The following is a 22,978-nucleotide window of genomic DNA, read 5'->3' as shown; positions in this document are numbered from 1 at the left end:
CTAGCTGCGCGTTTTGAGGCGTGCCTTGGACCCCTTCACCGATTCCGCGGCGTCGCGGCTGGCTGCTTGGCCCGGTCATAAGCCTTGTCGGCGGCGTCGAGCGCCCGCTGGGCCTCGCCGCAGGTCCCGACGGGCCTCGTCATGGCGAAACCGAGCCGCCGCCAGTTCTTCGTGCCGCTGCGATAGCGCGTCGTCAGCCTGCGCCTTGGCTTGCTCGGCTGCGGCCAACGCCGCCCGCAGCGCGTCGAGACGGCTGTCCTTGTGAGAAGTTTCCGGCGCTGGTTCCGCCGCTTCGCCGAACCCGCCGAACCCCGACCAGCGTTCGGCTTTGGTCAGCCGGCCGAGCCGGGCTGCCACAGCCGGATCGGCGACCGCCGCCTGCAGGGTGCCCGTGACGTCCTCGCGCAGCGTCGCCGACGGGTTGGTCAGCCCGGCCGTCTGGAAGGCTCTGCGGCCGAGTTCTGCGACGAGTTCGTGTTGTTCGGCCGACAACCGCCGGATCCGGTCGCCGTCCAGCGCTGCGTGCGCGGCGCGCAGGCGGTCGCCGAGTTCGGTGAGCCGTCGTTTGGTTTCCTTGTGCCGCAGCACAAGCCGATTGACGATCCACGCCGCGGTGGTGGGTTTGCGGGCCGCGGCGATCCGTTTGGCGGCGGTGGCGTCACCGCGCTGGTTTGCCGCTGTGGCCAGCTGGCTGCGCAGCGCGGTGAAGCCGTCCGGCTTGACCGAATACAGTTCGTCGAGCTCGTTGTCAGCCATGACGCCGTGAGCGCGTCAAACGGTGACGCATTCGCAGCGCCCCATCGCGGTCAAACCAGCGATCAGTGCGCCGCGGCCTCGGCCTCGTCGTGTTCGGCGCCGTTGACGGTCAGCGCCTCGTCCCAGCCGTTGAGATGCGTTTCGGCCGGCGCCTCGATGTCTTCGTCGCCGACCACCTCGCGCAGGGCGGCGATGAGCTGGTGGACCTTCACGACCTCTTCTTCGGTGGGAGTGGCACCCGCCTCCAGCTCGTCCGGCAGCTCGGGACGCAGCCCGACGCCGCGGGCCGCTTCCTCGGCCGACAACTTGGCTCGAATTCGTGCGGTGTAGAGCTGCTGGCCGAGACTCGATCCGGGCGCAGATGCGGCGCGTGCCATCAGGTCGTCGTAGCGTCGCCGAACATCGCTGAGCGCCACGATGACCGAGGATGTGGACCTGCTTTGCGTTGCTGCATCAGTCAAACCTGCGCGCAGTTTACGCAGACCGGAAAGAACCACCTCGGCCCGTTTCTGGAACTTCTTGTCCTCAGGAAAAGGCAACGAATCAATGGCAGCCCGGTACATGTGCATTGCCGCCTCGGCAAGACTGACAATGACTTGCGCTTCGCCTTCGTTCGGATCGAATTCGCCCATGGCCCCTCAATTCTGTTTGGTGTGCGTCGTCGACTGCACGGACGAGAGTATCGGTAACGGTGCCGAGGCAACAATATGCGTCGGCATTCGAAGGGTCTCGGGGCGGTGCCGATTCGCCGCTGGCCGCGAGAGACCCGCGGACCTCGATCCGTCCGTCGTTTTCGCGCACCTCAAGTCCAGGCTGGCTGACCGTCGCCGGACCGCGCAGCAGGGTGCCGTCGCGAATGTCGATGCGCGAGCCGTGACACGGACAGGTGAGACGGGGCCGTCGGGGTCGCCGTCACCGAGAAGATAGCCGCGATGCTCACAGCGAGCAATCCGGCGCCGGCCAGTGGCCGGCAACGTGCCCCTGGGGCGTGCGCCGCGGCGTCGGCGCGCGTCGATCACAGGTCGTGCCGGTGTGGCGTGTCAGCGGTCCTCATGCAATACCGCGGGCCAGCGGCCTACACTTTTCCCGGATACGTTCTTAACATGTTCGGGGACAAGGGATTTCGCAGCCTCAGCGGTCCGACACCGCTAGGGCAGCACGGTGTGCATCAACATCACGTCGTAGGCGGACCACAGCGACAAATTGAAGTACAGGTCCTTGCCCGTCGACCAGGGATGCATCATTGGCGCGTAGATGCCGCCGGGCACCTGGAATGACGACACCAGCAATTGCTCGGGACTCCACGGTCCTTGCGGAGCCGGGGCGGTCCTTGCCACCACGTCGTTGGCACCGTTGGTGTAAAGCACCAAGTATTGCTTCAAATAGTTGTTGTATTGCGCGGACATTTCGCCGACCGGGCCCGGGATAACCGGAGTGGCCGCGCCCGGGTTGTTGGGGACCCACGAGTTCGAGTCGCCGTTCCAATATTGGTATTTGGTGACGTCCGGGATAAACCCTTGCGGAACCCGCGCCAGATACGCCGAACCCCCGCGGCCGGCCGGCGTTCCGAACGAATAGACGTACCCGTCGCCGGTCCGCATGAACGCGCCCATCTGGAAATTCTCATTTCCCGGAACGTAGCGGGCACCCGGAACACTCTCCGGCGAGACCGAGCGGACGGTGCCCGGGTACACCCCCCAGCTCTGGCCGTTGTCGGGGGACATCGCGATCGCCGAATAGTTCGTCGACCACTCGCCGTCGCGGCCCCATTCCCTGATCGACATGAAGTTGACGTACTGGGTGCGGCCGATCGATATGCCCGCGGTGGGAATGATCCCGGTCTCGTGTGGCGCCGCCTTGATGCTGTTGATGACCTGTTTGGACATGCCCGTTTGCCATACCGGCGAGCCGGAATATCTATCGTTGACCACACCCGGCGCCACCGCGATTCCGTCGGACAGATTGCGGTCCGAGCTGCGAAACAACGTGTTATACCGCCATTGCTGGCCCTTCACGCTGCAATAGCCGAACGTGTCACCGAACGCCATCAACACCTGATGGTTGGCGGGATCGCCGTTGTCCCAAAGGATTCCGAGGTCGGTTCCCGAGATGCCGAAACGTTGAAGGGTTTGGTTCGGGCCGTTGGGGCCGGTCACCCACTCGACGAGCGATGTCGGGGCACCCGCGATCCCCCCGGGCTGCCCTGCATCCGGCGGCGCCTGCTCGGGGGCGGCATTCGGAACTGGCTGAGCCGCATTGGGCGGCTGTGGGGTGCCGGGTCCGGGTGGTACCACCGCCGCCTGCTGTCGCACCGGGGCGCGGCCGCCGGGGTGCAGCAACGACGAAATCAGCGGTCCTAGCCTTGGCAGCGGCGCCTGCTCGTTGGCCCCGCGCGGCTTGCGCCCCGTCGGCGGTCGCACGACCGGCCCCGGCATCGGCACCTGCGGGGTCATGGGCGGCGGCTCGACATTCGCTTCGGGCGCGCTGCAGGGCAAGGCGGCCGCCGGCGGCGCGAGGCCTACCGGAAGGATGAGTCCGACCACGGCCGCCGACACCACCGAGAGCGACAAGATTCGAGGAACCGGCGACACGTCACACCTTTCCGCGTGGCAGGACGCCGAATTGGCATCCACAGCTGGCTCATGTGACGATAGTGATCAATGAGGTTCATGTGACCACTGAGCCTGCGATAGGTATGAATCCGTGACCGTGTCGCAACCGTTGCGGGGCGCCTACCCGCCTGGCTAGAGCCCGTAAAAGCGCTGGGCGTTGAGGCCGCCGATCTTGGCGCGGGCGTCGTCGCTGATGTCGGGACGAGTGCGCAGATGCTTGGTGCTCTCCGGCCACTCCCCGTCCCAGTGCGGGTAGTCGCTGGCGAACATGATGAAGTCGGCGTCGAGCACGTCGATGACCCCGGGCAGGATCGGCTCCTCGGGCTCGCAGGTCACCCAGATGTTGCCGGCCTGCACGTACTCCTGCGGGTCACGCTGCCAGCCACCCTCGATCCAATCGCCGCGTTTCTCGTAATGCTCGTGCAGGCGGTCGATGAAGAACGGCACCCAACCCACACCGGCCTCCAAAAACGCCACCCGCAACTGCGGGTGCCGATCGAAGACGCCGCCCGAGACCAGCGCCGTCATCGCCGTCATCTGGTCGAACGGGAAGCTGATGCAGTGCACCTGGATGTAATTCGTGAAACGGTCGACGCCGATCTTCGGTAGGTGAAAGCCGGGCACGCCGTGAATGCCGAGCGGCATCTCGAGGTCGACGGCGTCGGCGTAGAAGGGGTCGAGGTCGGGGTGGTCGAGGTTGCGGGTCTTCAACGCCGGGGGCAGCAGTGTGGCGGCCAGCCCGAGATCCTTGGCCTCGCGCATGATGTCGATGGCGACCTGCCCGTGCTCGATCGGGGTCACCGCGACGCCGCGCAGTCGGCCGTTCGTCGGACGGCAGTAGTCGGCCACCCACTGGTTGTAGAGCCGCGCGAACCCTGCGGCGAACTCGGGATCCTCGAGGGTCGGTGCGCAGAGGCCCAGGCTGGGATAGAGCACCATCGTGTCGATGTGGTCGCGGTCGGCGTCGCCGAGGACACCGTCGGCCGACCGGCAATTGAGGCCCGCCGCCTTGGTCAGCCCGTGCTCGACGGGCACTCCGGCACCCGGCCCGTGGTCCTCCGGGTAGTTGCGGCCCTCGATCCGCAACCTGGGCCGCCCGTCGGTGCTGGCGGTGACGTGCCCGGGCCAGCGCTGCATCGCTTCGACGGCGAGCGACGGGCTCTCTGCGACGTGGCCGTCGGCGTCGATGATTCGCATGCTTGCTCCGCTCCTACAGCAATCTGCGGTTCGACGTACACCGCACATGAAACACTCTGGTCATGGTTATCGCTATCGCTCGCCCCAAGCTGGAAGGCAACATCGCCGTCGGCGATGACCGCCAACTCGGGTTCGCCGAATTCGGCGATCCGCAGGGGCGGGCCATCTTCTGGCTGCACGGCACTCCGGGCGCCCGTCGGCAGATCCCCACCGAGGCCCGCGTCTACGCCGAAGACCACGGCATCCGGCTGATCGGCATCGACCGGCCCGGGATCGGCTCCTCCACGCCTTACCAGTACGACACCGTCGTCGCGTTCGCCGACGACCTGCGCACCGTGGCGGACACGCTGGGCATCGATAAGATGGCCGTCATCGGATTGTCCGGCGGTGGCCCGTACACGCTGGGCTGCGCGGCGGCGATGCCCGATCGGGTGATAACGGTCGGAGTGCTCGGTGGCGTCGCACCGACCCAGGGCGCCGACGCGATCGGCGGCGGGGTGATGGCCCTGGGCTCTTACGTCGCGCCGCTGCTCGAGCGCGTTGGTCTGCCGATCAGGCTGGCGGCGGTCGCCTTGATCTGGCTGATCCGCCCGGTTGCCGAGCCCGCGCTCTACGCCTACGCACGGATCTCACCCGAAGCGGATCGGCGGCTACTGGTCCGCCCCGAGTTCAAGGCGATGTTCCTCGACGACCTGCTCAACGGCAGCCGCAAGCAACTGGCGGCGCCGTTCGCCGACGTCGTGGTCTTCGCGCGCGATTGGGGTTTTCGGCTCGAGCAGGTCAAGGTGCCGGTGCACTGGTGGCACGGCGACCGCGACCACATCGTTCCGTTCGCCCATGGTCAACATGTCGTTTCCCGGCTGCCCGACGCCGAGATGTATCACCTGCCCGGCGAAAGCCACCTGGCCGGGCTGGGCCGTGCCGAGGAGATTCTGCGCACCATCATCGAGGCATGGGACAACGCCGAAAAGAAGTGAGTGCACAGCGGCTCACCGCCGACCAGCGTAATTCATTCATCGCGGCGTTGCTGGGCTGGACGATGGATGCGTTCGACTACTTCTTGGTGGTGCTGGTCTACGCCGATATCGCAAAAACCTTCCACCACAGCAAGACTGAAGTCGCGTTCCTGACGACAGCCACCCTGGTGATGCGTCCTGTGGGCGCGCTGCTGTTCGGGCTGTGGGCCGACCGAGTGGGTCGACGGCTGCCGCTGATGGTGGACGTCACGTTCTATTCCGTGGTCGGCTTTTTATGTGCGTTCGCACCCAATTTCACCGTGTTGGTGATCCTTCGGCTGCTGTACGGCATTGGCATGGGCGGCGAATGGGGACTGGGCGCCGCACTGGCGATGGAGAAGGTTCCAGTGCAGCGACGCGGATTTTTCTCCGGTCTGCTGCAAGAGGGTTACGCATTCGGTTATCTGCTGGCGACGGTGGCGTCGCTGGTGGTGATGAACTGGCTGGGGTTGTCGTGGCGCTGGCTGTTCGGCCTGTCCATCATCCCCGCTCTGGTCAGCCTGATCATCCGCTACCGAGTGAAGGAATCCGAGGTGTGGGAGGCGGTCCAGGACCGGATGCGCTTGACTCACACCAGGATTCGCGATGTGCTGGCCGACCCTGCGATCGTGCGCAGGTTTATTTACCTGGTGCTGTTGATGACCGCGTTCAACTGGATGAGCCATGGTACGCAGGACGTCTACCCGACGTTCCTGTCGGCCGGCGCCGGCCTCTCCCCCGCGACGACCAAGTCGATCGTGGTGATCTACAACATCGGCGCGATTGTCGGTGGCCTGACGTTCGGCACACTTTCCCAACGGTTGGGCCGCCGCTACACCGTGGTGTTCTGTGCGGTGCTGGGTCTGCCGATCGTGCCGTTGTTCGCGTACTCGCGGACCGCGGCCATGCTGTGCCTTGGCGCTTTTTTGATGCAGGTTGTTGTGCAAGGCGCCTGGGGCGTGATCCCGGCGCATTTGACGGAGATGTCGCCGGATGCGATCCGCGGCTTCTACCCCGGCGTGACCTATCAGCTCGGCAATCTCCTGGCCGCTTTCAATCTTCCTATTCAGGAACGCTTGGCCGATTCCCATGGCTATCCGTTCGCGCTGGCCGCGACGATTGTGCCGGTGCTGATCGTGGTTGCGCTGTTGACGGCGGTTGGCCGGGATGCCACCGGGATCCGGTTCGGGACCGAGCGGACTGCCCGCTCTGTCGGTGCCGTGAACTAGCCTGTGCCCGTGGCGCAGGGCCCGCGAACTCGCTACGCGAAGTGCGGCGAGATCGACATTGCCTACCAGGTCTTCGGCGACGGTCCGACGGATCTGCTGGTGGTGCCCGGGCCGTCGATCCCGGTCGATACGATCGACAGCGAGCCGTCGATGTACCGGTTCCACCGGCGCCTGGCGTCGTTCAGCCGGGTGATCCGCTTCGACTTCCGCGGGATGGGCTTGTCGTCACGTATCCCGTCACCCGACATGCAGGGCCCGCAGTTCTGGGCCGAGGATGCGGTCGCGGTCATGGACGCGGTCGGCTGCGAGCAGGCAGCGATCTTCGCGCCGAGTTTCAACGCCATGGTCGGAATCGTCCTCGCCGCGAACTACCCCGAACGCGTCCGCAGTCTGGTGATCGTGAACGGCGCAGCACGTGTGTTGCGGGCGCCCGACTATCCGGTGGGCGCGAACCCCAATACCGCTGAATCGTTCATGACGGTCGGGATAGAGCCGGATGCGGTGGAGCAGGGCTTCGACATGCTGGGCATCGTGGCGCCGAGTGTTGCCCGTGATGGCGCGTTTCGGGCTTGGTGGGATCTGGCCGGCAACCGTGCGGCGTCGCCGAGCATGGCCCGTGCAGCGACCAAGGTGGTGATCGACTCCGACGTCCGCGACAGGCTCGCATGCATCGCCGCGCCGACATTGATCCTGCATCGCAGTGGCGTCGACTTCATTCCGATCGAGCATGGCCGCTACCTCGCCGAGCACATCGCAGGTTCGCGCTTCGTCGAACTGCCGGGTACCGATTCCCTGTACTGGGTGGGCGACAATGCGCCGATGCTCGACGAGATCGAAGAGTTCATCACCGGTGTGCGAAGTGGCTTCGACGCCGAACGTGTACTTCTCACAATCGTTTTCACTGACATCGTCGGCTCAACCGAGCGCGCTGCGGCCCTAGGCGACGGTCGGTGGCGCGACCTGCTCGACAACCACGACGCCATCATTCGCCACGAGCTGGAGCGGTTCGGCGGTCGCGAAGTGAACACGGCCGGCGACGGCTTCGTGGCGACGTTCACCAGCCCGAGCGCCGGGATCGCTTGTGCGGACGCGATTGTCGACGCGGTGCGGGTGCTCGGCATCGAGGTGCGGGTGGGTATCCACGCCGGCGAAGTCGAGGTGCGCGGTACGGACGTTGCCGGCATGGCCGTGCACATCGGCGCGCGCGTGGCCGCTTTAGCCGGCCCGAGCGAGGTGCTCGTGTCGTCGACGGTGCGCGACATCGTCACCGGCTCGCGGCGCAGATTCGCCGACCGCGGCGAACACGAACTCAAGGGCGTGCCGGGCCGCTGGCAGCTGTGCGCCCTGGTACGCGATGAAGCGACATCGACTGTGAATCCTGGGCATCGAGCGTGAACGTACGGCGGAAACTCGCGCCGCAGCCCGCCCGGGCTGCACACTCGAAACCCAGGATTCACACCCGACGGCGTTTATCTGGTCGATCCGTCCTTGCCGCCGCCCAGCACTCGCCGCAGCATGTGCATCGCCACCGTCGTCGAGCGCTCCCGAATGTCGGCGCGGTTACCGGGCAGCCGAACCGTCCGGGTCACCGAGCGGCCGTCGGCCAGCGACACGGTAAAGCACACTGTGCCGACAGGCTTGTCCTCGGTTCCTCCGCCGGGACCGGCGATCCCGGTGATCGCGACCGCGGTGTCCGCGCCGAAGCGGCGCAGCGCGCCCGCCGCCATTGCCTCCGCCACCGGTTCGGACACCGCACCGTGGGATTCGATCAACGCCGAATCCACGCCCAGCAGCTCAACTTTGGCCTCGTTGGCGTAGGCGATCACTCCCCCGGAGACGTACGCAGAAGAACCCGCCTGCTCGGTCAGCCGCGCCGCCAGCAGCCCGGCTGTGCAGGACTCCGCCGTCGCAATCCGGCGGCCGGTCAGCAGCTGCGCCACCAGATCGTCCACGGATGAGCCGTCTTCGGAAAAGATGTGCTCGCCATGCTTTTCACGTAGCAACGCGACCAGTCGCCGGTATACGCCGGCCGAGTCGGGCTCGTAGCGGGTGACCATTTCGACTTCCCCGCGCCGCAGGCAGGTGGTGATCTCCAGCGAGCCGAAACCGGGCAGCCGCTCCTCGGCGTCGCGCAGGCTCTCGGCCAGCCCGGATTCCGCCAGCCCGAACATCCGCACCGTCTCCTGGTGGTAAACCGTCCGCCCGGCGATCGCGTCCTGGACAGCGGACGTCTGCACCGCGGTGCGCCACATCGGCTGCAGCTCGCGCGGCGGCCCGGGCAGCACCACCACGGTGGGCTTGCCGGGAACGACGACGCCGGGAGCTGTTCCCACCGGGTCGAGTACCACTGCCCCGGCCGGCACCATCGCCTGCTTGCGGTTGGCCGCGCGCACGGCGTCGAAGTCGCCGCCAATGCGCGCCATCAACGACTTGAGGATCGCGGCGATCCTGCCTTCCAGCTCGGCGTCCAACACCAGCTCACGCTCGCAGAACTGCGCCACGATCGCGACGGTCATGTCGTCGGCCGTCGGGCCCAGGCCACCGCTGGTGATGATCAGATCGACGCCCTGATCGGCCATGAACCTCAGCTGCGCCTCGATGTCGCCGGGGCGGTCGCCGCAGATCGTGATGTGCGCGAGCTCGACCCCCAGCTCCAGAAGCCGATCGGCGAGCCACGGCCCGTTGCGATCTTGGACTCGTCCGGTCAACACCTCGGTACCGGTGACAACAATGCCCGCACGTGCGCTCACTGGTACGACACTAAGGTCATGATCGAAATCGAAGTGCTTCAGGCCGACGTCACCAAGCTCGAGGTCGACGCGATCGCCAACGCGGCCAATACCGAACTCAAACACGGCGGCGGCGTCGCCAAGGCCATCTCCCGCGCCGGCGGGCCGGCGGTGCAGCGGGAATCCAACGAGAAGGCGCCGATCGGCCTCGGCGAAGCCGTCGAGACCACCGCCGGCGACATGCCGGCACGCTATGTGATCCATGCGGCCACGATGGAACTCGGCGGGCCCACATCGGCGGAGATCATCCAGAACGCAACGAGATCCACCTTGCGCAAGGCCGACGAGCTCGGCTGCCGCTCGCTGGCGCTGGTGGCGTTCGGCACCGGCGTCGGAGGTTTCCCCGTCGACGAGGCGGCGCGGCTGATGGTCGGCGCGGTGCGGCAGCACAAGCCGCGCTCGCTCGAGCGGGTGGTGTTCGCGGTTCACGGCGACGAGGCCGAGCAGGCGTTTCGTGCCGCGGCCCAGTCTTAGCGCTCCGAAAGGTAGCGCTCGACGGATTCGGTCTTGCGGTTCATCGCGTCGATGACGCCGTCGCGCCAATCGGCCTTGATCACCACACTGACCCGGGGTGTGCGCGTCTTCACCGCTTCGACGGCGCGTTGCACGACGGCCATCACCTCGTCCCAGCTGTCGCCCTCGATCACGGTGAACATCGCATCGGTCTTGTTGGGCAGGCCGGAGGCGCGGACCACCCGCACCGCTTCGGCGACCAGCTCACCGACCCCCTCGCCAACACCCAGCGGGGTGACCGAGAACGCGACCAGTACCGACATAGCTCGACTCTAGAGGGATGGCAGCATCGAGTCCGTGCGAGTTCTGGTGCAGCGGGTCTCTTCGGCGAGCGTGTCGGTGGACAGCCGGGTGGTGGGCGCGATCCGGCCGGAACGCCAGGGACTTCTCGCGTTCGTCGGCGTCACCCACGACGACGACGCCGGCAAGGCGCGTCGGCTCGCCGAAAAGCTTTGGCAGCTTCGCATTCTCGACGACGAACAATCGGCCGCCGACATCGGCGCACCGATCCTGGTGGTGAGCCAGTTCACCCTCTACGCCGACACCGTCAAAGGTCGGCGGCCGTCATGGAATGCCGCCGCCCCCGGCGCGGTAGCAGAACCCCTGGTGGAGGCGTTTGTAAACGATCTGCGGCAATTGGGTGCGCAGGTCGAGGCCGGCGTTTTCGGCGCGCACATGAAGGTCGAACTGATCAACGACGGACCGGTGACCCTTCTGCTCGAACTGTGACTTCGGGGCCTGCGGGGTTTCGGTTCGGGGGCTGCGATGATTCGGGTACTGCCAGCGCGGGTATGTCGTATCCGCTGGGAAGTTATGGAGCGGCTCAGATGACCGATGCACTGGAGCGGGGCGGCTTCGCCCACCAGGCGCTGTTCTATCGCACGCAGCAGGAGTACCTCGATTGCCTGCTGCCGTTCATCTCCGAGGCGCTGGACGAGGGTAATCCGGTGCTGGTCGCGGTGCCCGGACCGAATCTGGCCGCGCTGTGTGACGGGTTGGGCCGGTCCGCGGCCCACGTGGTCATGGCCGACATGACCGAAGCAGGGCGCAATCCCGGCCGGATCCTGGGCGAGGTTCTCAGCGGCTTCGTCGAGAAGCATCGCGACGAGCCGGTTCGGATGATCGGCCAACCGATTTGGCCGACCCGATCGGAAGTCGAGTATCCCGCCTGCGTGCAGCACGAGGCGCTGATCAACCACGCCTTCACGGGCCGCGACGTGACGGTGGTCTGTCCCTACGACGTCACCCACCTTGGCCCCGACGTCATCGCCGACGCCGGCTGTACCCACCCGGTGCTCTGGCAGCCCGGTTCGCCCGCCCAACAAAGCCCGTCCTACGCCCCCGATGCGGTGTGGCAACGTTACTACCGACCATTGCCGACGCACGACGCCGCGGTGCGATACACGGCGCGAAAACTCGCCGACCTCGGCGGCGCACGCAATTTCGCCGCCGGCTACGGCCGGTGGTTTGGATTACCGGCCGGCAGGATCGCGGATCTGCAACTGATCACCAACGAGCTGGCCACCTCGAGCCTGATGCATTCGGGCGGGCCGTGCCGGCTTGCCCTGTGGCACCAGGACGGTCATTTGGTCTGCGAAGCACGCGACTGCGGGCATCTCGACGACCCGCTCGCCGGGCGGCGGCCCTATGACCGCGACACCGGGCGCGGCCCGAGCCTGTATGTGGTCAATGCCGTCGCCGATTTGGTGCGCATACATAGTCATCCGGGCGAGACAACCATCCACGCCTACCTCAGCGTGGAAGGGACGGCATGACGCGTCGACATGCTGTCGTGGATTCGGCCGCCGGCCTGGCCCCGTTCGGACACTTGGCCTGGGGCTACCACAGTAGGGCCGAATTGCTCAGCCGTGCAGCGGAATACATTGCCGACGGGCTGCGCCAAAACCAGTACATCGCCTACGCCGCCGACAGAAGCCATGAGCAGCTGCGCGCGGAGCTGGTGGCGATGCCCGGCATCGGCCAGCACCTGGACTCCGGCCGCATCGAGGCGTGGCCGACCCGCGACTACTACGTCTACTGTCCCGACACCGACGTCATCGACGCCGACGGCGCGGTGGCCAAATACCTTGACGCCGTCGATCAGGCAACAGCCAAGGGCTACAGCGTGTTTCGCGCCGTCAGCGATGTCACACCGGCGGCACGGACGGCCGAACAGCGTGACGCCTTGGCGCGCTTGGAGCACCTCGTCGATCGGCAGATGGCGGAGCTGCCGTTTTCGGCGCTCTGCGCCTACGACGTCGACCAACTTGGCGCGGCGGCAGACGAATTGATCTGCCTGCACCCGTTCGTCAGCGAAGGGTCGGTGATGTTCCGGATCTACGCCGACCCCGATGCCGAGCTGGATTTGGCGTTGGCCGGCGAGATCGACGCCGCCTCCGACGAGTTGTTCGACGCGGCGCTGCGACGTCTCTGGCCGTTGCTGCGAGGCAACATCTTGCGGATCGGCGCCAAGAAGCTCGAATTTCTCGGCCACAAACAGCTGTACGCGGTGGAGGAGCGCGCCCGCGAGCACGATCGCAAAGTGGTGCGGGCGACCAATCAGCCGACCATCACCCGGCTCATCGAGGTGCTCGGTCTCACCCACGTGCGGGTGGACGCCGCATCGTAGGCTTGCCGATGACGGAAAGGGAGCCGGATGCTGCGCGATATCCGTGAGCTCGCCAATGAACGCGACGCCTATGCGGCCGAGCTTCGCCGCCGGTGGGGCGGACTGCTGAGTTACCGTTATATCGGCCGCAGCTATGCATCGATGGACCTGGGTCCCGTCGACGACACCGTCACCTTGCGCCGCGACATGCGCAATCCGGCCGGCGGCATACTGCTGGCCGTCCTCGGCATCGCGTCCCCGGAGGGCGGTGGCATGTCCGATTTGGAGGAGGTGCCCAACCCGGTCGTCCACTCCTGCCAGGTCCTCGACCCGGGCCGAGATGTGCGACGCATCGAAATGCGGACCGAGGTGATCAAACGTGGCCGGCAGATGGGCTATAGCCGCTCCCGCATCGTCGACGCCGACCGGCCCACCCGCGTGGTCGCGCTGACCCAGGGCCAGGGCATCACCATCGGCACCCCGCCCGAGGGTCTGAACCGGATGGCAGTCGAGCCGATCGAGGTCGTCGACTCCCCCGATCTGCCCCCACTGTGGCACGTGTTCGGTGGACATCGTCGCGCCGACGGGCACTGGGCGCTGCCGGAGCTGGCCGCCGAGGTCGCCTCACCCGATGCCGCGCTGCACATCGGTCCGCAGTTCGCGGTGCTGGAGGCCGCGGCCATCGATCAGGCCGCGCATGTCGCCGGAACGGATCAGCTGCAGGGCACGTCGTCTCAGGTGATGTTCGTGGCGCGGGGTAAGGTCGGCCCGTTTCGGGTTGAGGCCGAACCGATTTCGGGTGCGGGCGGTGTGGTCGCGGTGCGCACGATCATGCACGACGAGGGCGCCGACGACCGGGTGACGACCGTCGGCTCGTACGTGTTCGAGGCTGACGGATGATCCGCTCCGACGACGACGAGTGGGACATTGTCAGCAGCGTGGGCTACACCGCGCTGCTGGTGGCCGGATGGCGCGCCGTTCATGCCACCAGCCCCGACCCGCTGGTGCGAGACGACTACGCGAAGCTTTTCGTCACCGCGTCGGGGGATCCGTACCTGACCGGGGTGATGGCGAATCCGCCGACGTCGGAGACTGCGACGGCGTTTCCGCGGCTCTACGGGGTGCAGAGCCGGTTCTTCGACGAATTCTTCGTCGCGGCCACCGGAAGCGGCATACGGCAGGCCGTCATCGTGGCGGCCGGCCTGGACTCGCGTGCCTACCGGCTCGGTTGGCCTAGCGGCACAACAGTTTTCGAGGTCGACCGGCCGAAAGTACTGGAGTTCAAATCCCGGGTGCTCGCCGAGCAGGCGGCCGAGCCGGCTGCGCATCGCGTGGAGGTCGCCGCGGACCTGCGCGAAGACTGGCCGATAGCGTTGCGGGCCGCCGGTTTTGCTCCGGACAAGCCGACCGCTTGGTCGTTGGAGGGGTTGCTGCCCTACCTGACCGGCCAAGCCCAAGACGCGTTGTTCGCCCGCATCGACCAGCTCTCGGCGCCGGCCAGCCGTATCGCGATCGGCGCCCTCGGGTCTTGTCTCGACCAAGACCGGCTTTCGGCGCTGGAAGCGGCCTACCCCGGGCTGAACATGTCCGGTGACGTCGACTTCTCCGCTCTGACGTACGACGAAAAGACCAAAACCAAGCCCGCACAGTGGCTGACCGACCGCGGCTGGAACGTGGACCCCGTGCGCAACACGCTGCAGCTGCAAGCCGGTTACGGCAGGACTCCGCCGGAGGTGGACGCGCAGATCGACGCCATCATGCACTCCGAATACGTCACGGCAACGCGGTGAGTAGGGCAGAGTACTACGGCGTGCACCCATCTGAGGTCGTCGCCGAAATCGCCGCCGGTCCACCGGGCCCGCGGGTGGGCGCGTTCTTCGACCTCGACGGCACGCTGGTCGCCGGCTTCACTGCCACCGCCCACGCCGGGCACCGGATCCGAAGCCGACAGGCCAGGCTCGGCGAAGTGCTCGGGGTGGTGGAAGCGATGATGCGATACCGGTTCGGGCGCATGGAATTCGAGCGGCTCGTCGTGCGCGGTGCGGGCTATCTGCGCGGTGAGTCTTTGGCGGACCTCGACCAGCTCGGAGAGCGGCTGTTCGCCGAGCGCATCGCGGCACGGGTATTCCCCGGGATGCGCGACATCGTGGCGGCCCATCAGCAGCGCGGGCACACTGTGGTGCTCAGCTCGTCGGCGCTCACCATCCACACGCGGCCGGTGGCCCGCTATCTGGGCATCACCCACGTGCTGTGCAACCAGTTCGAGCTCGACGACCGCGGCCTGCTGACCGGCGACATCACCCGGCCCATCGTCTGGGGCCCCAAGAAAGCCGCTGCCGCACAGAACTTTTGCGTCGACAATGGCATCGAGCTGCACGACAGTTACTTCTACGCCGACGGCGACGAGGACTTGGCGCTGATGTCGTTGGTCGGCCACCCCCGACCGGTCAACCCGCGCCCGCGGCTGGCGGCGGTGTCCGCCGAGCGGGGGTGGCCGGTGCTGCGAGTCGCTCACGCCGGCGGCCGGCGGGGCAGGCGGTTGCTGGCCGGACTCGGCGGGTAGTTATGCAATTCTGGTCCGGCACAGCGTTTATGAACGCCGCCGACGCGATTGCGGTCGCGCAGATTCTCGACGAAGCCGGCTTCGACGGAGTGATCTGCGCGGACCATCTGATCTATCCGCGCGAGCTGGCGTCACCGTACCCGTCGCCGACCGGCAAGCCCATGTGGCCGCCGGACACCGCCTGGCCCGATTCGTGGATCCTGATCGGCGCGATGGCCGCGGTGACCCGGCGGCTGCGCCTCTCCAACGCCGTCTACGTCGCACCCGCGCGTCCACTGCTGGAGGTCGCCAAACAAGTGGCGACCGCGTCGGTGATTTCCGGTGGCCGGGTCGCGCTGGCGGTCGGCGCCGGCTGGATGCGGGAGGAATTCGAGTTACTGGGCCAAGACTTCGGAAACCGGGGCAAGCGGCTCGACGAGATGATTCCCGCGCTGCGCGCGCTGTGGCAGGGCGGCTGGGTGTCGTGGAGCGGGCACTACTACCAGGTGCCCGAGTTGATGCTCGAGCCACACCCGACGGCGCCGGTGCCAATCCTTGGCGGCGGCGAATCGGATGCGGCGCTGCGGCGCGCGGCCCGGCTGTGCGACGGCTGGGTCGGCACCGCCTACGGTTGGGACGACGCCGCGCGATACGTCGCCACGCTGCACGATCTGCGCCGCGAGTACGGGCGGGACAGCGAACCCTTCGAGATCATGCTGGCGCTGCTGGAGCCGCCGTCGCTAGACCTGTACCGGCGAGCCGAGGACATCGGGATCACCGCGGTGATGTGCGCGCCGTGGGCCGGGCTCGACATCGGCTACCGCGCGGCGATCGAACAGTTCGCCGAAACTTATCTCTGACCCGCGAGTGGCCAGTTATTGCACGCTATTTCACGAAAAGCGTGCAATAACTGGCCACTCGGCGCGGAGCGCTAGATTTTGTGCGGCACGTCGAGGATCAGACCACCATCCATGACGTACTCGCTGCCGGTGGAGTAGGACGACTCGTCGCTGGCCAAGAACAGCACGAACGTCGACACCTCGCTCGATTCAGCGGGGCGGCCGAGCGGGATGGTGAGCATGTTGTCCGGAAAGTGTTTGGTCATCGGGGTACGGATGAAGCCCGGATGGATTGAGTTGACCCGGATTTGATGCGCCGCCAACTCCAACGCCGCGGATTTGGTGAGCCCGCGCACCGCCCACTTCGACGCCACGTAGGGGTGCACCATCTGAGCGCCGCGCAGCCCCTCGATCGACGACACGTTGATGATCGAGCCGCCGCCGGCGGCGATCATCGGCTCGACCGCCACCCGCATGCCTAAAAACGTGCCGGTGAGGTTGACGTCGATGACCTTCTGCCACTTGGCCATATCGAACTTGTGGATCTGGCCGAGCGCGACGATGCCGGCGTTGTTGACCAGAACGTTGAGCCTGCCGAACTCCTGGACGGCGGTGGCGGCCGCGGCTTCCCACTGCTCGAGCTCGGTGACGTCGAGGTGCACGTAGCGCGCCGCGTCACCGAGTTCGTCGGCCAGCGCCTTGCCCTCGTCGTCGAGGATGTCGCCGACCACCACCTTGGCACCCTCGGCGACCAGCAGCCGGGCATGCGAAGCACCCATGCCCCGAGCGCCGCCACTGATCAGTGCAACCTTGCCGTCCACGCGTCCCATGACGGGTCAGGCTACCGCAGCGTCGGACACGTGCCGGTGATCAGCGGCAGGTCCAGCGTTGTGCGGATGCCGGGCTCGGCCGCGACCACCGCGGGGATGGCGTTCACGATCCGCCCCGCCGCGGCCACGATCGCGGCATGGTTGTGATCGCCCTTGCTGCTGGTCGGGCAGATGTCGACGGCGTAGGACGGCTCGCCGGTGATCTCGACGCGATACGAGCCGCCGGGCTGCGCGGGCTGAGCCCAGTCCGGACGCAGGTCCTCCCGCAGCCGGGTCACGTGCTCGATGACGATGACCGGCTCGCCCTTGACCATGCCGCGGATCTCGAAGCGCATCGCGGCGACGCTGCCCTTCGGGATATGGCCGGCCGCGATATCGAAGGCCTCCGGCGCGGGCTCGCGTTCGCAGGATTCGGTGATCTCGTCCACCTCGATGCCCAGCCCGGCCGCCAGTTGCCGGATCGCCGTGCCCCACGCGATGCTCAGCACACCCGGCTGAAACAGGATCGGAACTTCGTCGAGCGGCTTTCCGAAGCCCATCACGTCGAACATCACGGTTGCGCCGTCGTAGGTGGCGTAGTCGGCGATTTCCATGCAGCGCACCTGCTCGACCCGCTGACAGGTGCTGGCGAACACCAACGGGACTAGGTCGTTGGCGAAGCCCGGGTCGACTCCGGTGATGAACAGGCTCGAATTGCCCAGGCGTGCAGCGTCTTCCACGCGGGCGATGTACTTGTCGGGCATCAGCTGCCACGGATACTGCAGCACTCCCGGCGCGGAGCCCACGACATTGACGCCCGCGGCCAGGATGCGCAGGCAGTCGCCGATCGCCTCGGCGGGGCGGTTGTCGGCCATCGCGCAGTAGACCGCGCAGTCGGGCCCGGTGGACAGCAGCGCGGCCAGGTCGTCCGTCGCCGTGACGCCGGTGTAGACGTCGAGCCCGGCCAGCTCCCCCGCATCCTTGCCGACCTTGGCGTCCGACGAGACGCACACCGCGGTCAGCTCGAAGCGCGGGTCGGTGATGAGTTGGCTGAGCGCCAGACGTCCCACGTTCCCGGTGCCAATGTGCGCGACGCGGATCGTCATGGCTGCCTCCTTGTGGACTATGGGGTCTCATACGGCGCGGCCGCCAGGCGACACAGTACCGTGCGATGTACTAAACTAGAACACGTTCCAATTCTTCGACCGCCCCTAGTTAAGGAACAGTGATGCACACTCCCATCTGCGACGAACTCGGCATCGAGTTTCCGATCTTCGCCTTCACGCACTGCCGCGACGTCGTCGTCGCGGTGAGCAAAGCCGGCGGTTTCGGGGTGCTTGGCGCGGTCGGCTTCACCCCCGAGCAGCTGGAAATCGAGCTGAACTGGATCGACGAGAACATCGGCGACCACCCGTACGGGGTCGACATCGTGATCCCCAACAAGTACGAGGGCATGGACTCGCACCTGTCCGCCGAGGAGCTGGCCGAGACGCTGCGCAAGATGGTGCCGCAGGAGCACCTGGATTTCGCCAAGAAGATCCTGGCCGACCACGGTGTTCCGGTGGAGAACGCCGACGAGGACACGTTGCAACTGCTGGGCTGGACCGAGGCGACCGCCACCCCGCAGGTCGAGGTCGCGCTGAAGCACCCGAAGGTGGCGATGATCGCCAACGCGCTGGGCACTCCCCCCGCCGAGATGATCAAGCACGTTCACGACGAAGGCCGCAAAGTGGCCGCGCTGTGCGGCTCACCGTCGCAGGCCCGCAAGCACGCCGACGCGGGTGTTGACATCATCATCGCGCAGGGCGGCGAGGCCGGCGGCCACTGCGGGGAGGTCGGCTCGATCGTGCTGTGGCCGCAGGTCGTCAAGGAGGTCGCGCCGGTGCCGGTGCTGGCCGCCGGCGGCATCGGCAGCGGCCAGCAGATCGCCGCGGCCCTGGCGCTTGGCGCTCAAGGCGCGTGGACCGGATCGCAGTGGCTGATGGTGGAGGAAGCGTCGAACACCCCGGTTCAGCAGGCGGCGTATGCCAAAGCCTCCAGCCGTGACACCGTGCGTAGTCGCTCTTTCACCGGCAAGCCGGCCCGGATGCTGCGCAACGACTGGACCGAGGCCTGGGAGAAGCCGGAGAACCCCAAGCCGCTCGGCATGCCGCTGCAGTACATGGTCTCCGGCATGGCCGTGCGCGCCACGAACAAGTACCCGAACGAGACCGTCGACGTCGCGTTCAATCCGGTCGGCCAGGTCGTCGGACAATTCACCAAGGTGGAGAAGACGTCCACCGTCATCGAGCGCTGGGTGCAGGAGTACCTGGAGGCGACGAACCGGCTCGACGAACTCAACGCCGCCGCCAGCGCCTAGTCAGCGGCCGCCGGCCAAAAGCGAACCGCCGCAACGCTTCTGATTAGTCGACGTCGTCGGCGCCGACGCCGGTGAAGACCTCTTTGGCTCTGTCGAAGGCGTAGGTGAAGATCTCGATCGAGTTGTGCACGATGTCGCCGGTGCCGCCGGCGATGTCGCCGCGGATGATGTCACCGGCGTTCTCGACGATGTCGGAGGCTTTTTCGACCGCGTTGGCCGCGATGTCCCTGACGGCGCCGAGCGCCTCATTCGGGTTGAAGGCCATCAGATTCTCCGCTTCTGTGATCTGGATACGTATTACGGGTTCGGGTTATCGCTGGTGATACCTGTGTCTGAGGGGAACCCTCCGCTTTGAAGCGGGAACCCGCCGCTGGTCAATTGCCCGATCTGCCACCCGTGTTCGGTGCACAGCATCGGGTATCCGTCGGGAGACTGGGCCGACGCTCCGCGGGGATTAGGACACGGTGCGCCGACCTGCTGGACCCCGTGCAGCGGGTAGGTGATCACCCAGTAGCCGGACTGCGCGGCCGGAAACTGGTGGGTGATGAAGTGACAGGCCTCGGCCTGTCCACCGGGACCGCGCCCGAAGATGAACGTTTTGTAGTTGTCGCACGGCGCGCCGAGGGAGGCGTCGTAGTTCATCCCCGGTACGTCGCCGTCGTAGTGCCCGTTGTCGGCGGCGGCGCCCGATGCAAAGCCGACAGCGGCTCCGGCAAGTGCCCCGGCGATGAGTAGTTCGCGAATCATGGGCCAAAGCATAACGAGTGCGATCCGGGCCACAAGGCCGTTTCACATGCTAGACCGGCTGCGCTTGTGAGAACACGTTCCAATTCCGCGGCCCCGGTGCTTTACTGACCCAGAGATGTCCTTTGCAGGCCGTACTCGAGGAGTGCCGATGCCGACTCCGAATCTTCCCCCCGGATTCGATTTCACCGACCCCGATATCTACGCCGAGCGGTTGCCCGTCGAGGAGTTGGCCGAGATGCGCCGAGTCGCACCGATCTGGTGGAACGAGCAGCCCATCGGTGCGGGCGGATTCGACGACGGCGGCTTCTGGGTGGTCACCAAGCACAAGGACGTCAAGGAGATTTCGCTGCGTAGCGACGTCTTTTCCAGTCTGAAGAAGACCGCGCTGCCGCGGTACAAGGACGGCACCGTCGGCGAGCAGATCGAGCGCGGCAAGTTCGTCCTGCTCAACATGGACGCGCCGCAGCACACCCGGCTGCGCAAGATCGTCTCGCGGGCCTTCACGCCACGAGCTGTCGAACGGCTGCGCGACGAGCTGGGCGAGCGTGCGCGGCGCATCGTGCAAGCTGCGGCCGACCAGGGCGCCGGGGACTTCGTCGAACAGGTCTCGTGTGAGTTGCCGCTGCAGGCGATCGCCGGGCTCATGGGTGTGCCGCAGGAAGACCGCAAGAAGCTCTTTCACTGGTCCAATCAGATGGTCGGCGACCAGGACCCCGAGTTCGCCGGCAACGACGCCATCACCGCGTCGGTCGAGCTGATCATGTACGGCATGCAGATGGCCGCCGAGAAGGCCAAGAACCCGGGGCAAGATCTGGTCACCACGTTGATCCAGGCCGACGTCGACGGGCACAAACTCTCCGAGGACGAGTTCGGCTTCTTCGTCATCCTGCTAGCCGTCGCCGGCAACGAGACCACCCGAAACTCCATCACCCAGGGAATGATGGCGTTCACCGACTTCCCCGATCAGTGGGAGTTGTTCAAAAAGGAGCGGCCGGGCACCGCCGCCGACGAAATCGTGCGCTGGGCGACGCCTGTTACGTCGTTCCAGCGCACCGCATTGCGCGACTATGAGCTCTCCGGTGTGCAGATCAAGGAAGGCCAGCGGGTGGTGATGTTTTACCGCTCAGCCAACTTCGACGAGGAGGTGTTCGACGACCCGCTCACCTTCAACATTCTGCGGGATCCCAACCCGCACGTGGGATTTGGCGGCACCGGCGCGCATTACTGCATGGGGGCCAACCTGGCGCGGATGACGATCGACCTCATTTTCAACGCGATCGCCGACCAGCTGCCCGACCTGACGCCGATCGGTAAGCCGGAGCGGTTGCGTTCGGGCTGGCTCAACGGCATCAAGCATTGGCAGGTCGACTACCACACCGCAGGCGCGAAATACCCTGTCGCGCATTAGGCTGCGCCCATGCCCTCACACAAAGCAGTCCAGGTGAAGTCCGCGGGCGCGCCGCTGGAGATCGCCGAAGTCGAGACAACGTCGCCTGGGCGTGGCCAAGTGCGCATCGACGTCGGTGCCTGCGGCATCTGTGGCACCGACGCCCATTTTGTCGCCGGCGCATTTCCCGGCCTGTCCTGGCCACTGACTCCAGGGCATGAAATCGCCGGCAAGATCGCCGAGATCGGCGCCGGCGTCGAGGACTTCACGGTGGGCGATCGTGTCGCCGTCGGATGGTTCGGCGGAAACTGCAACCAATGCGACCAGTGTCGCAAGGGCCTTTTCATCCACTGCGTCAACGGCAAGGTGCCGAGCTGGCACTATCCCGGCGGCTACGCCGAATCGGTGACAGTACCGGCCACTGCACTGGCTCGAATCCCGTCCGAGCTGTCCGACGCACAAGCCGCTCCGATGGGTTGCGCCGGTGTCACGACCTACAACGCGCTGCGTCACACCAAGGCGCTACCCGGTGACCGGGTGGCGATCCTCGGTGTCGGCGGGCTCGGCCATCTCGGTGTGCAGTTCTCCCGCGCAATGGGTTTCGAGACCATCGCGATCAATCGCGGCACCGCCAAGGCCGAAGATGCCCGGAAGCTTGGCGCTCACCACTACATCGACGCCACCGGCGATGTCGCCGAAGCGCTGAAAGCGCTTGGTGGGGTGGCGGTCGTGCTGGCCACGGCAGGCAATTCGCAGGCCATGGCCGCGACCGTCGGCGGCCTGCAGCCCCAAGGTGAGTTGGTCACGATCGGCGTCACGCCCGAGCCGCTGCCCGTCAGCCCGCTGCAGCTGATCAACCCCGGCCTGTCGATCGTCGGCCATCCGTCCGGGACCGCCAAAGAGGTTGAGGAGACAATGCAATTCGCCGTCCTGTCCGGCGTGCGGGCATGGATCGAAGAACTGCCGCTCTCGCAAGCTGCCGACGGTTACGCGGCCTTGGAGCAGGGACGGGCGCATTACCGGACCGTCCTGACCGTGTGACTGAGCACAACGGAGTCGTCTGGACCCTGGACGCATCCGACGGCGAGTTGCTCGTTCACACCGGGGTCACCGGCCGGGCCGCGAGGATGGGCCATCGCCTCACGATAGCGATGCGGCAATGGCATTCCACGGTGACATGGGCCGGCGATGAACCGGCCGCGGCCGAACTGGCCGTCGACGTGAATTCGCTCGACGTGTTGCGCGGTGAAGGGGGTGTCACGCCGCTGTCCGGGGCGGAGAAGTCGTTGGTGCGCTCCAACGCACTGCGCTCGCTGGGCGCCGAGCGGTTTCCCCAGATCAACTTCGCCGCAGAGGACATCGCCAAGAGCGCCGACGGCTACCGCCTAACCGGGCCGCTGCAGATCCGGGGCAAGACGCGCAAGCAGGTAATCGACCTTGGCACGACAGATCTCGGCGAATCGTGGCAGATGTCCGCGCGCGTCACCGTCCGGCAATCCGATTTCGGTGTCAAGCCATACTCGTTGCTGATGGGCTCGCTGAAGGTCGCCGACGAAGTGACCGTATCGTTCGCCGCGCACCACGCCAAAGGTTAGG

Annotated in this window: 24 protein-coding genes and 1 pseudogene; 15 read left to right on the top strand and 10 right to left on the bottom strand. The window is 66.5% G+C overall.

All coding sequences use genetic code 11. The features are described from left to right. The 4 genes and pseudogenes from AWB95_RS02870 to AWB95_RS02855 form a co-directional block, all read right to left on the bottom strand. Positions 1-756, bottom strand: a pseudogene (locus tag AWB95_RS02870) (hypothetical protein). Positions 757-818: 62 nt separating this feature from the next. Further along, positions 819-1,388, bottom strand: a complete 570-nt coding sequence (locus AWB95_RS02865) for a hypothetical protein (protein ID WP_062540276.1) — start codon at positions 1,386-1,388, stop codon at positions 819-821. 516 nt (positions 1,389-1,904) lie between these two features. After that, positions 1,905-3,389 carry a glycoside hydrolase family 183 protein gene (locus AWB95_RS02860; protein ID WP_085167609.1) on the bottom strand — a complete coding sequence of 495 codons (1,485 nt, stop codon included), beginning with the start codon at positions 3,387-3,389 and terminating at the stop codon, positions 1,905-1,907. Positions 3,390-3,500: 111 nt separating this feature from the next. Then, positions 3,501-4,565 (bottom strand): amidohydrolase family protein, encoded by a 1,065-nt coding sequence (locus AWB95_RS02855; RefSeq protein WP_062539409.1) that lies wholly within the window; start codon positions 4,563-4,565, stop codon positions 3,501-3,503. 62 nt (positions 4,566-4,627) lie between these two features. On the opposite strand from AWB95_RS02855, the gene AWB95_RS02850 reads away from it, so the two are divergent. The 3 genes from AWB95_RS02850 to AWB95_RS02840 are packed head-to-tail and all read left to right on the top strand — an operon-like array spanning position 4,628 to position 8,184. Beyond that, entirely contained in the window at positions 4,628-5,542 is a 915-nt protein-coding gene (locus AWB95_RS02850) for an alpha/beta fold hydrolase (RefSeq protein WP_062539408.1), read from the top strand. Beyond that, positions 5,539-6,789, top strand: a complete 1,251-nt coding sequence (locus AWB95_RS02845; RefSeq protein WP_099539457.1) for a sialate:H+ symport family MFS transporter — start codon at positions 5,539-5,541, stop codon at positions 6,787-6,789. The genes AWB95_RS02850 and AWB95_RS02845 overlap by 4 nt, the downstream gene beginning before the upstream one ends. Positions 6,790-6,798: 9 nt before the next feature. Next, positions 6,799-8,184, top strand: coding sequence for an adenylate/guanylate cyclase domain-containing protein (locus AWB95_RS02840; RefSeq protein ID WP_062539406.1), 1,386 nt, complete (start codon positions 6,799-6,801; stop codon positions 8,182-8,184). A gap of 74 nt (positions 8,185-8,258) precedes the next feature. Here AWB95_RS02840 and AWB95_RS02835 read toward each other — a convergent pair whose 3' ends face one another. Continuing rightward, complete coding sequence (locus AWB95_RS02835; RefSeq protein ID WP_062539405.1) at positions 8,259-9,539, bottom strand: competence/damage-inducible protein A; 1,281 nt, start codon at positions 9,537-9,539, stop codon at positions 8,259-8,261. 18 nt (positions 9,540-9,557) lie between these two features. On the opposite strand from AWB95_RS02835, the gene AWB95_RS02830 reads away from it, so the two are divergent. Then, positions 9,558-10,052: a macro domain-containing protein gene (locus tag AWB95_RS02830; protein WP_062539404.1), complete on the top strand. Its 495-nt coding sequence runs from the start codon at positions 9,558-9,560 to the stop codon at positions 10,050-10,052. Here AWB95_RS02830 and AWB95_RS02825 read toward each other — a convergent pair. Next, complete coding sequence (locus AWB95_RS02825; protein ID WP_062539403.1) at positions 10,049-10,354, bottom strand: MTH1187 family thiamine-binding protein; 306 nt, start codon at positions 10,352-10,354, stop codon at positions 10,049-10,051. The genes AWB95_RS02830 and AWB95_RS02825 overlap by 4 nt on opposite strands. A 34-nt stretch (positions 10,355-10,388) precedes the next feature. Here AWB95_RS02825 and dtd point away from each other — a divergent pair, with 34 nt between their 5' ends. From dtd to AWB95_RS02790, 7 genes are all read left to right on the top strand, one after another. Further along, on the top strand, positions 10,389-10,820 hold the full coding sequence (gene dtd / locus AWB95_RS02820; protein WP_062539402.1) for a D-aminoacyl-tRNA deacylase: 432 nt from the start codon (positions 10,389-10,391) through the stop codon (positions 10,818-10,820). 98 nt (positions 10,821-10,918) lie between these two features. Then, positions 10,919-11,866 carry a sensor histidine kinase gene (locus AWB95_RS02815; RefSeq protein WP_062539401.1) on the top strand — a complete coding sequence of 316 codons (948 nt, stop codon included), beginning with the start codon at positions 10,919-10,921 and terminating at the stop codon, positions 11,864-11,866. After that, positions 11,863-12,720 (top strand): MEDS domain-containing protein, encoded by an 858-nt coding sequence (locus AWB95_RS02810; protein ID WP_084707030.1) that lies wholly within the window; start codon positions 11,863-11,865, stop codon positions 12,718-12,720. The genes AWB95_RS02815 and AWB95_RS02810 overlap by 4 nt, the downstream gene beginning before the upstream one ends. Positions 12,721-12,747: 27 nt before the next feature. Then, positions 12,748-13,599, top strand: a complete 852-nt coding sequence (locus AWB95_RS02805) for a hypothetical protein (RefSeq protein WP_062539399.1) — start codon at positions 12,748-12,750, stop codon at positions 13,597-13,599. Beyond that, positions 13,596-14,489, top strand: coding sequence for a class I SAM-dependent methyltransferase (locus AWB95_RS02800; RefSeq protein ID WP_062539398.1), 894 nt, complete (start codon positions 13,596-13,598; stop codon positions 14,487-14,489). The genes AWB95_RS02805 and AWB95_RS02800 overlap by 4 nt, the downstream gene beginning before the upstream one ends. After that, a complete protein-coding gene (locus AWB95_RS02795; protein ID WP_232315608.1) occupies positions 14,486-15,262 on the top strand; it encodes an HAD family hydrolase in 777 nt (258 codons plus the stop codon). Before AWB95_RS02800 ends, AWB95_RS02795 begins: the two co-directional genes overlap by 4 nt. A 2-nt stretch (positions 15,263-15,264) precedes the next feature. Continuing rightward, entirely contained in the window at positions 15,265-16,101 is an 837-nt protein-coding gene (locus AWB95_RS02790) for a TIGR03619 family F420-dependent LLM class oxidoreductase (RefSeq protein ID WP_062539396.1), read from the top strand. Positions 16,102-16,172: 71 nt separating this feature from the next. Here the strand turns inward: AWB95_RS02790 and AWB95_RS02785 are convergent, their stop codons facing one another. Further along, positions 16,173-16,910 (bottom strand): glucose 1-dehydrogenase, encoded by a 738-nt coding sequence (locus AWB95_RS02785; protein WP_062539395.1) that lies wholly within the window; start codon positions 16,908-16,910, stop codon positions 16,173-16,175. A gap of 11 nt (positions 16,911-16,921) precedes the next feature. Next, the gene (locus AWB95_RS02780; protein WP_062539394.1) at positions 16,922-17,995 is read right to left on the bottom strand and encodes an NAD(P)H-dependent amine dehydrogenase family protein; all 1,074 of its coding nucleotides are present in this window, start codon (positions 17,993-17,995) and stop codon (positions 16,922-16,924) included. A 122-nt stretch (positions 17,996-18,117) separates the two neighbouring features. Here AWB95_RS02780 and AWB95_RS02775 point away from each other — a divergent pair, with 122 nt between their 5' ends. Next, positions 18,118-19,248, top strand: coding sequence for a nitronate monooxygenase (locus AWB95_RS02775; RefSeq protein ID WP_062539393.1), 1,131 nt, complete (start codon positions 18,118-18,120; stop codon positions 19,246-19,248). 43 nt (positions 19,249-19,291) lie between these two features. On the opposite strand, the gene AWB95_RS02770 is transcribed toward AWB95_RS02775, so the two are convergent. Continuing rightward, positions 19,292-19,513: an Rv1893 family protein gene (locus tag AWB95_RS02770; RefSeq protein ID WP_062539392.1), complete on the bottom strand. Its 222-nt coding sequence runs from the start codon at positions 19,511-19,513 to the stop codon at positions 19,292-19,294. 32 nt (positions 19,514-19,545) lie between these two features. Continuing rightward, positions 19,546-19,995, bottom strand: coding sequence for a hypothetical protein (locus AWB95_RS02765; protein WP_062539391.1), 450 nt, complete (start codon positions 19,993-19,995; stop codon positions 19,546-19,548). 148 nt (positions 19,996-20,143) lie between these two features. Between AWB95_RS02765 and AWB95_RS02760 the strand changes: the two genes are divergently transcribed. From AWB95_RS02760 to AWB95_RS02750, 3 genes are read left to right on the top strand one after another with little or no spacing between them, the layout of a single operon-like run. After that, a complete protein-coding gene (locus AWB95_RS02760; RefSeq protein WP_062539410.1) occupies positions 20,144-21,403 on the top strand; it encodes a cytochrome P450 in 1,260 nt (419 codons plus the stop codon). 9 nt (positions 21,404-21,412) lie between these two features. Continuing rightward, positions 21,413-22,423: an alcohol dehydrogenase gene (locus AWB95_RS02755; protein ID WP_085167607.1), complete on the top strand. Its 1,011-nt coding sequence runs from the start codon at positions 21,413-21,415 to the stop codon at positions 22,421-22,423. After that, positions 22,420-22,977: a YceI family protein gene (locus tag AWB95_RS02750; RefSeq protein WP_062539390.1), complete on the top strand. Its 558-nt coding sequence runs from the start codon at positions 22,420-22,422 to the stop codon at positions 22,975-22,977. The genes AWB95_RS02755 and AWB95_RS02750 overlap by 4 nt, the downstream gene beginning before the upstream one ends. Position 22,978: the final 1 nt, after the last annotated feature.

Source organism: Mycobacterium celatum, from assembly GCF_002101595.1.
Classification (GTDB): Bacteria; Actinomycetota; Actinomycetes; order Mycobacteriales; family Mycobacteriaceae; genus Mycobacterium; species Mycobacterium celatum.
Note: the sequence above shows the minus strand (reverse complement) of the source record. Positions and strands in the feature narration are given on the sequence as shown.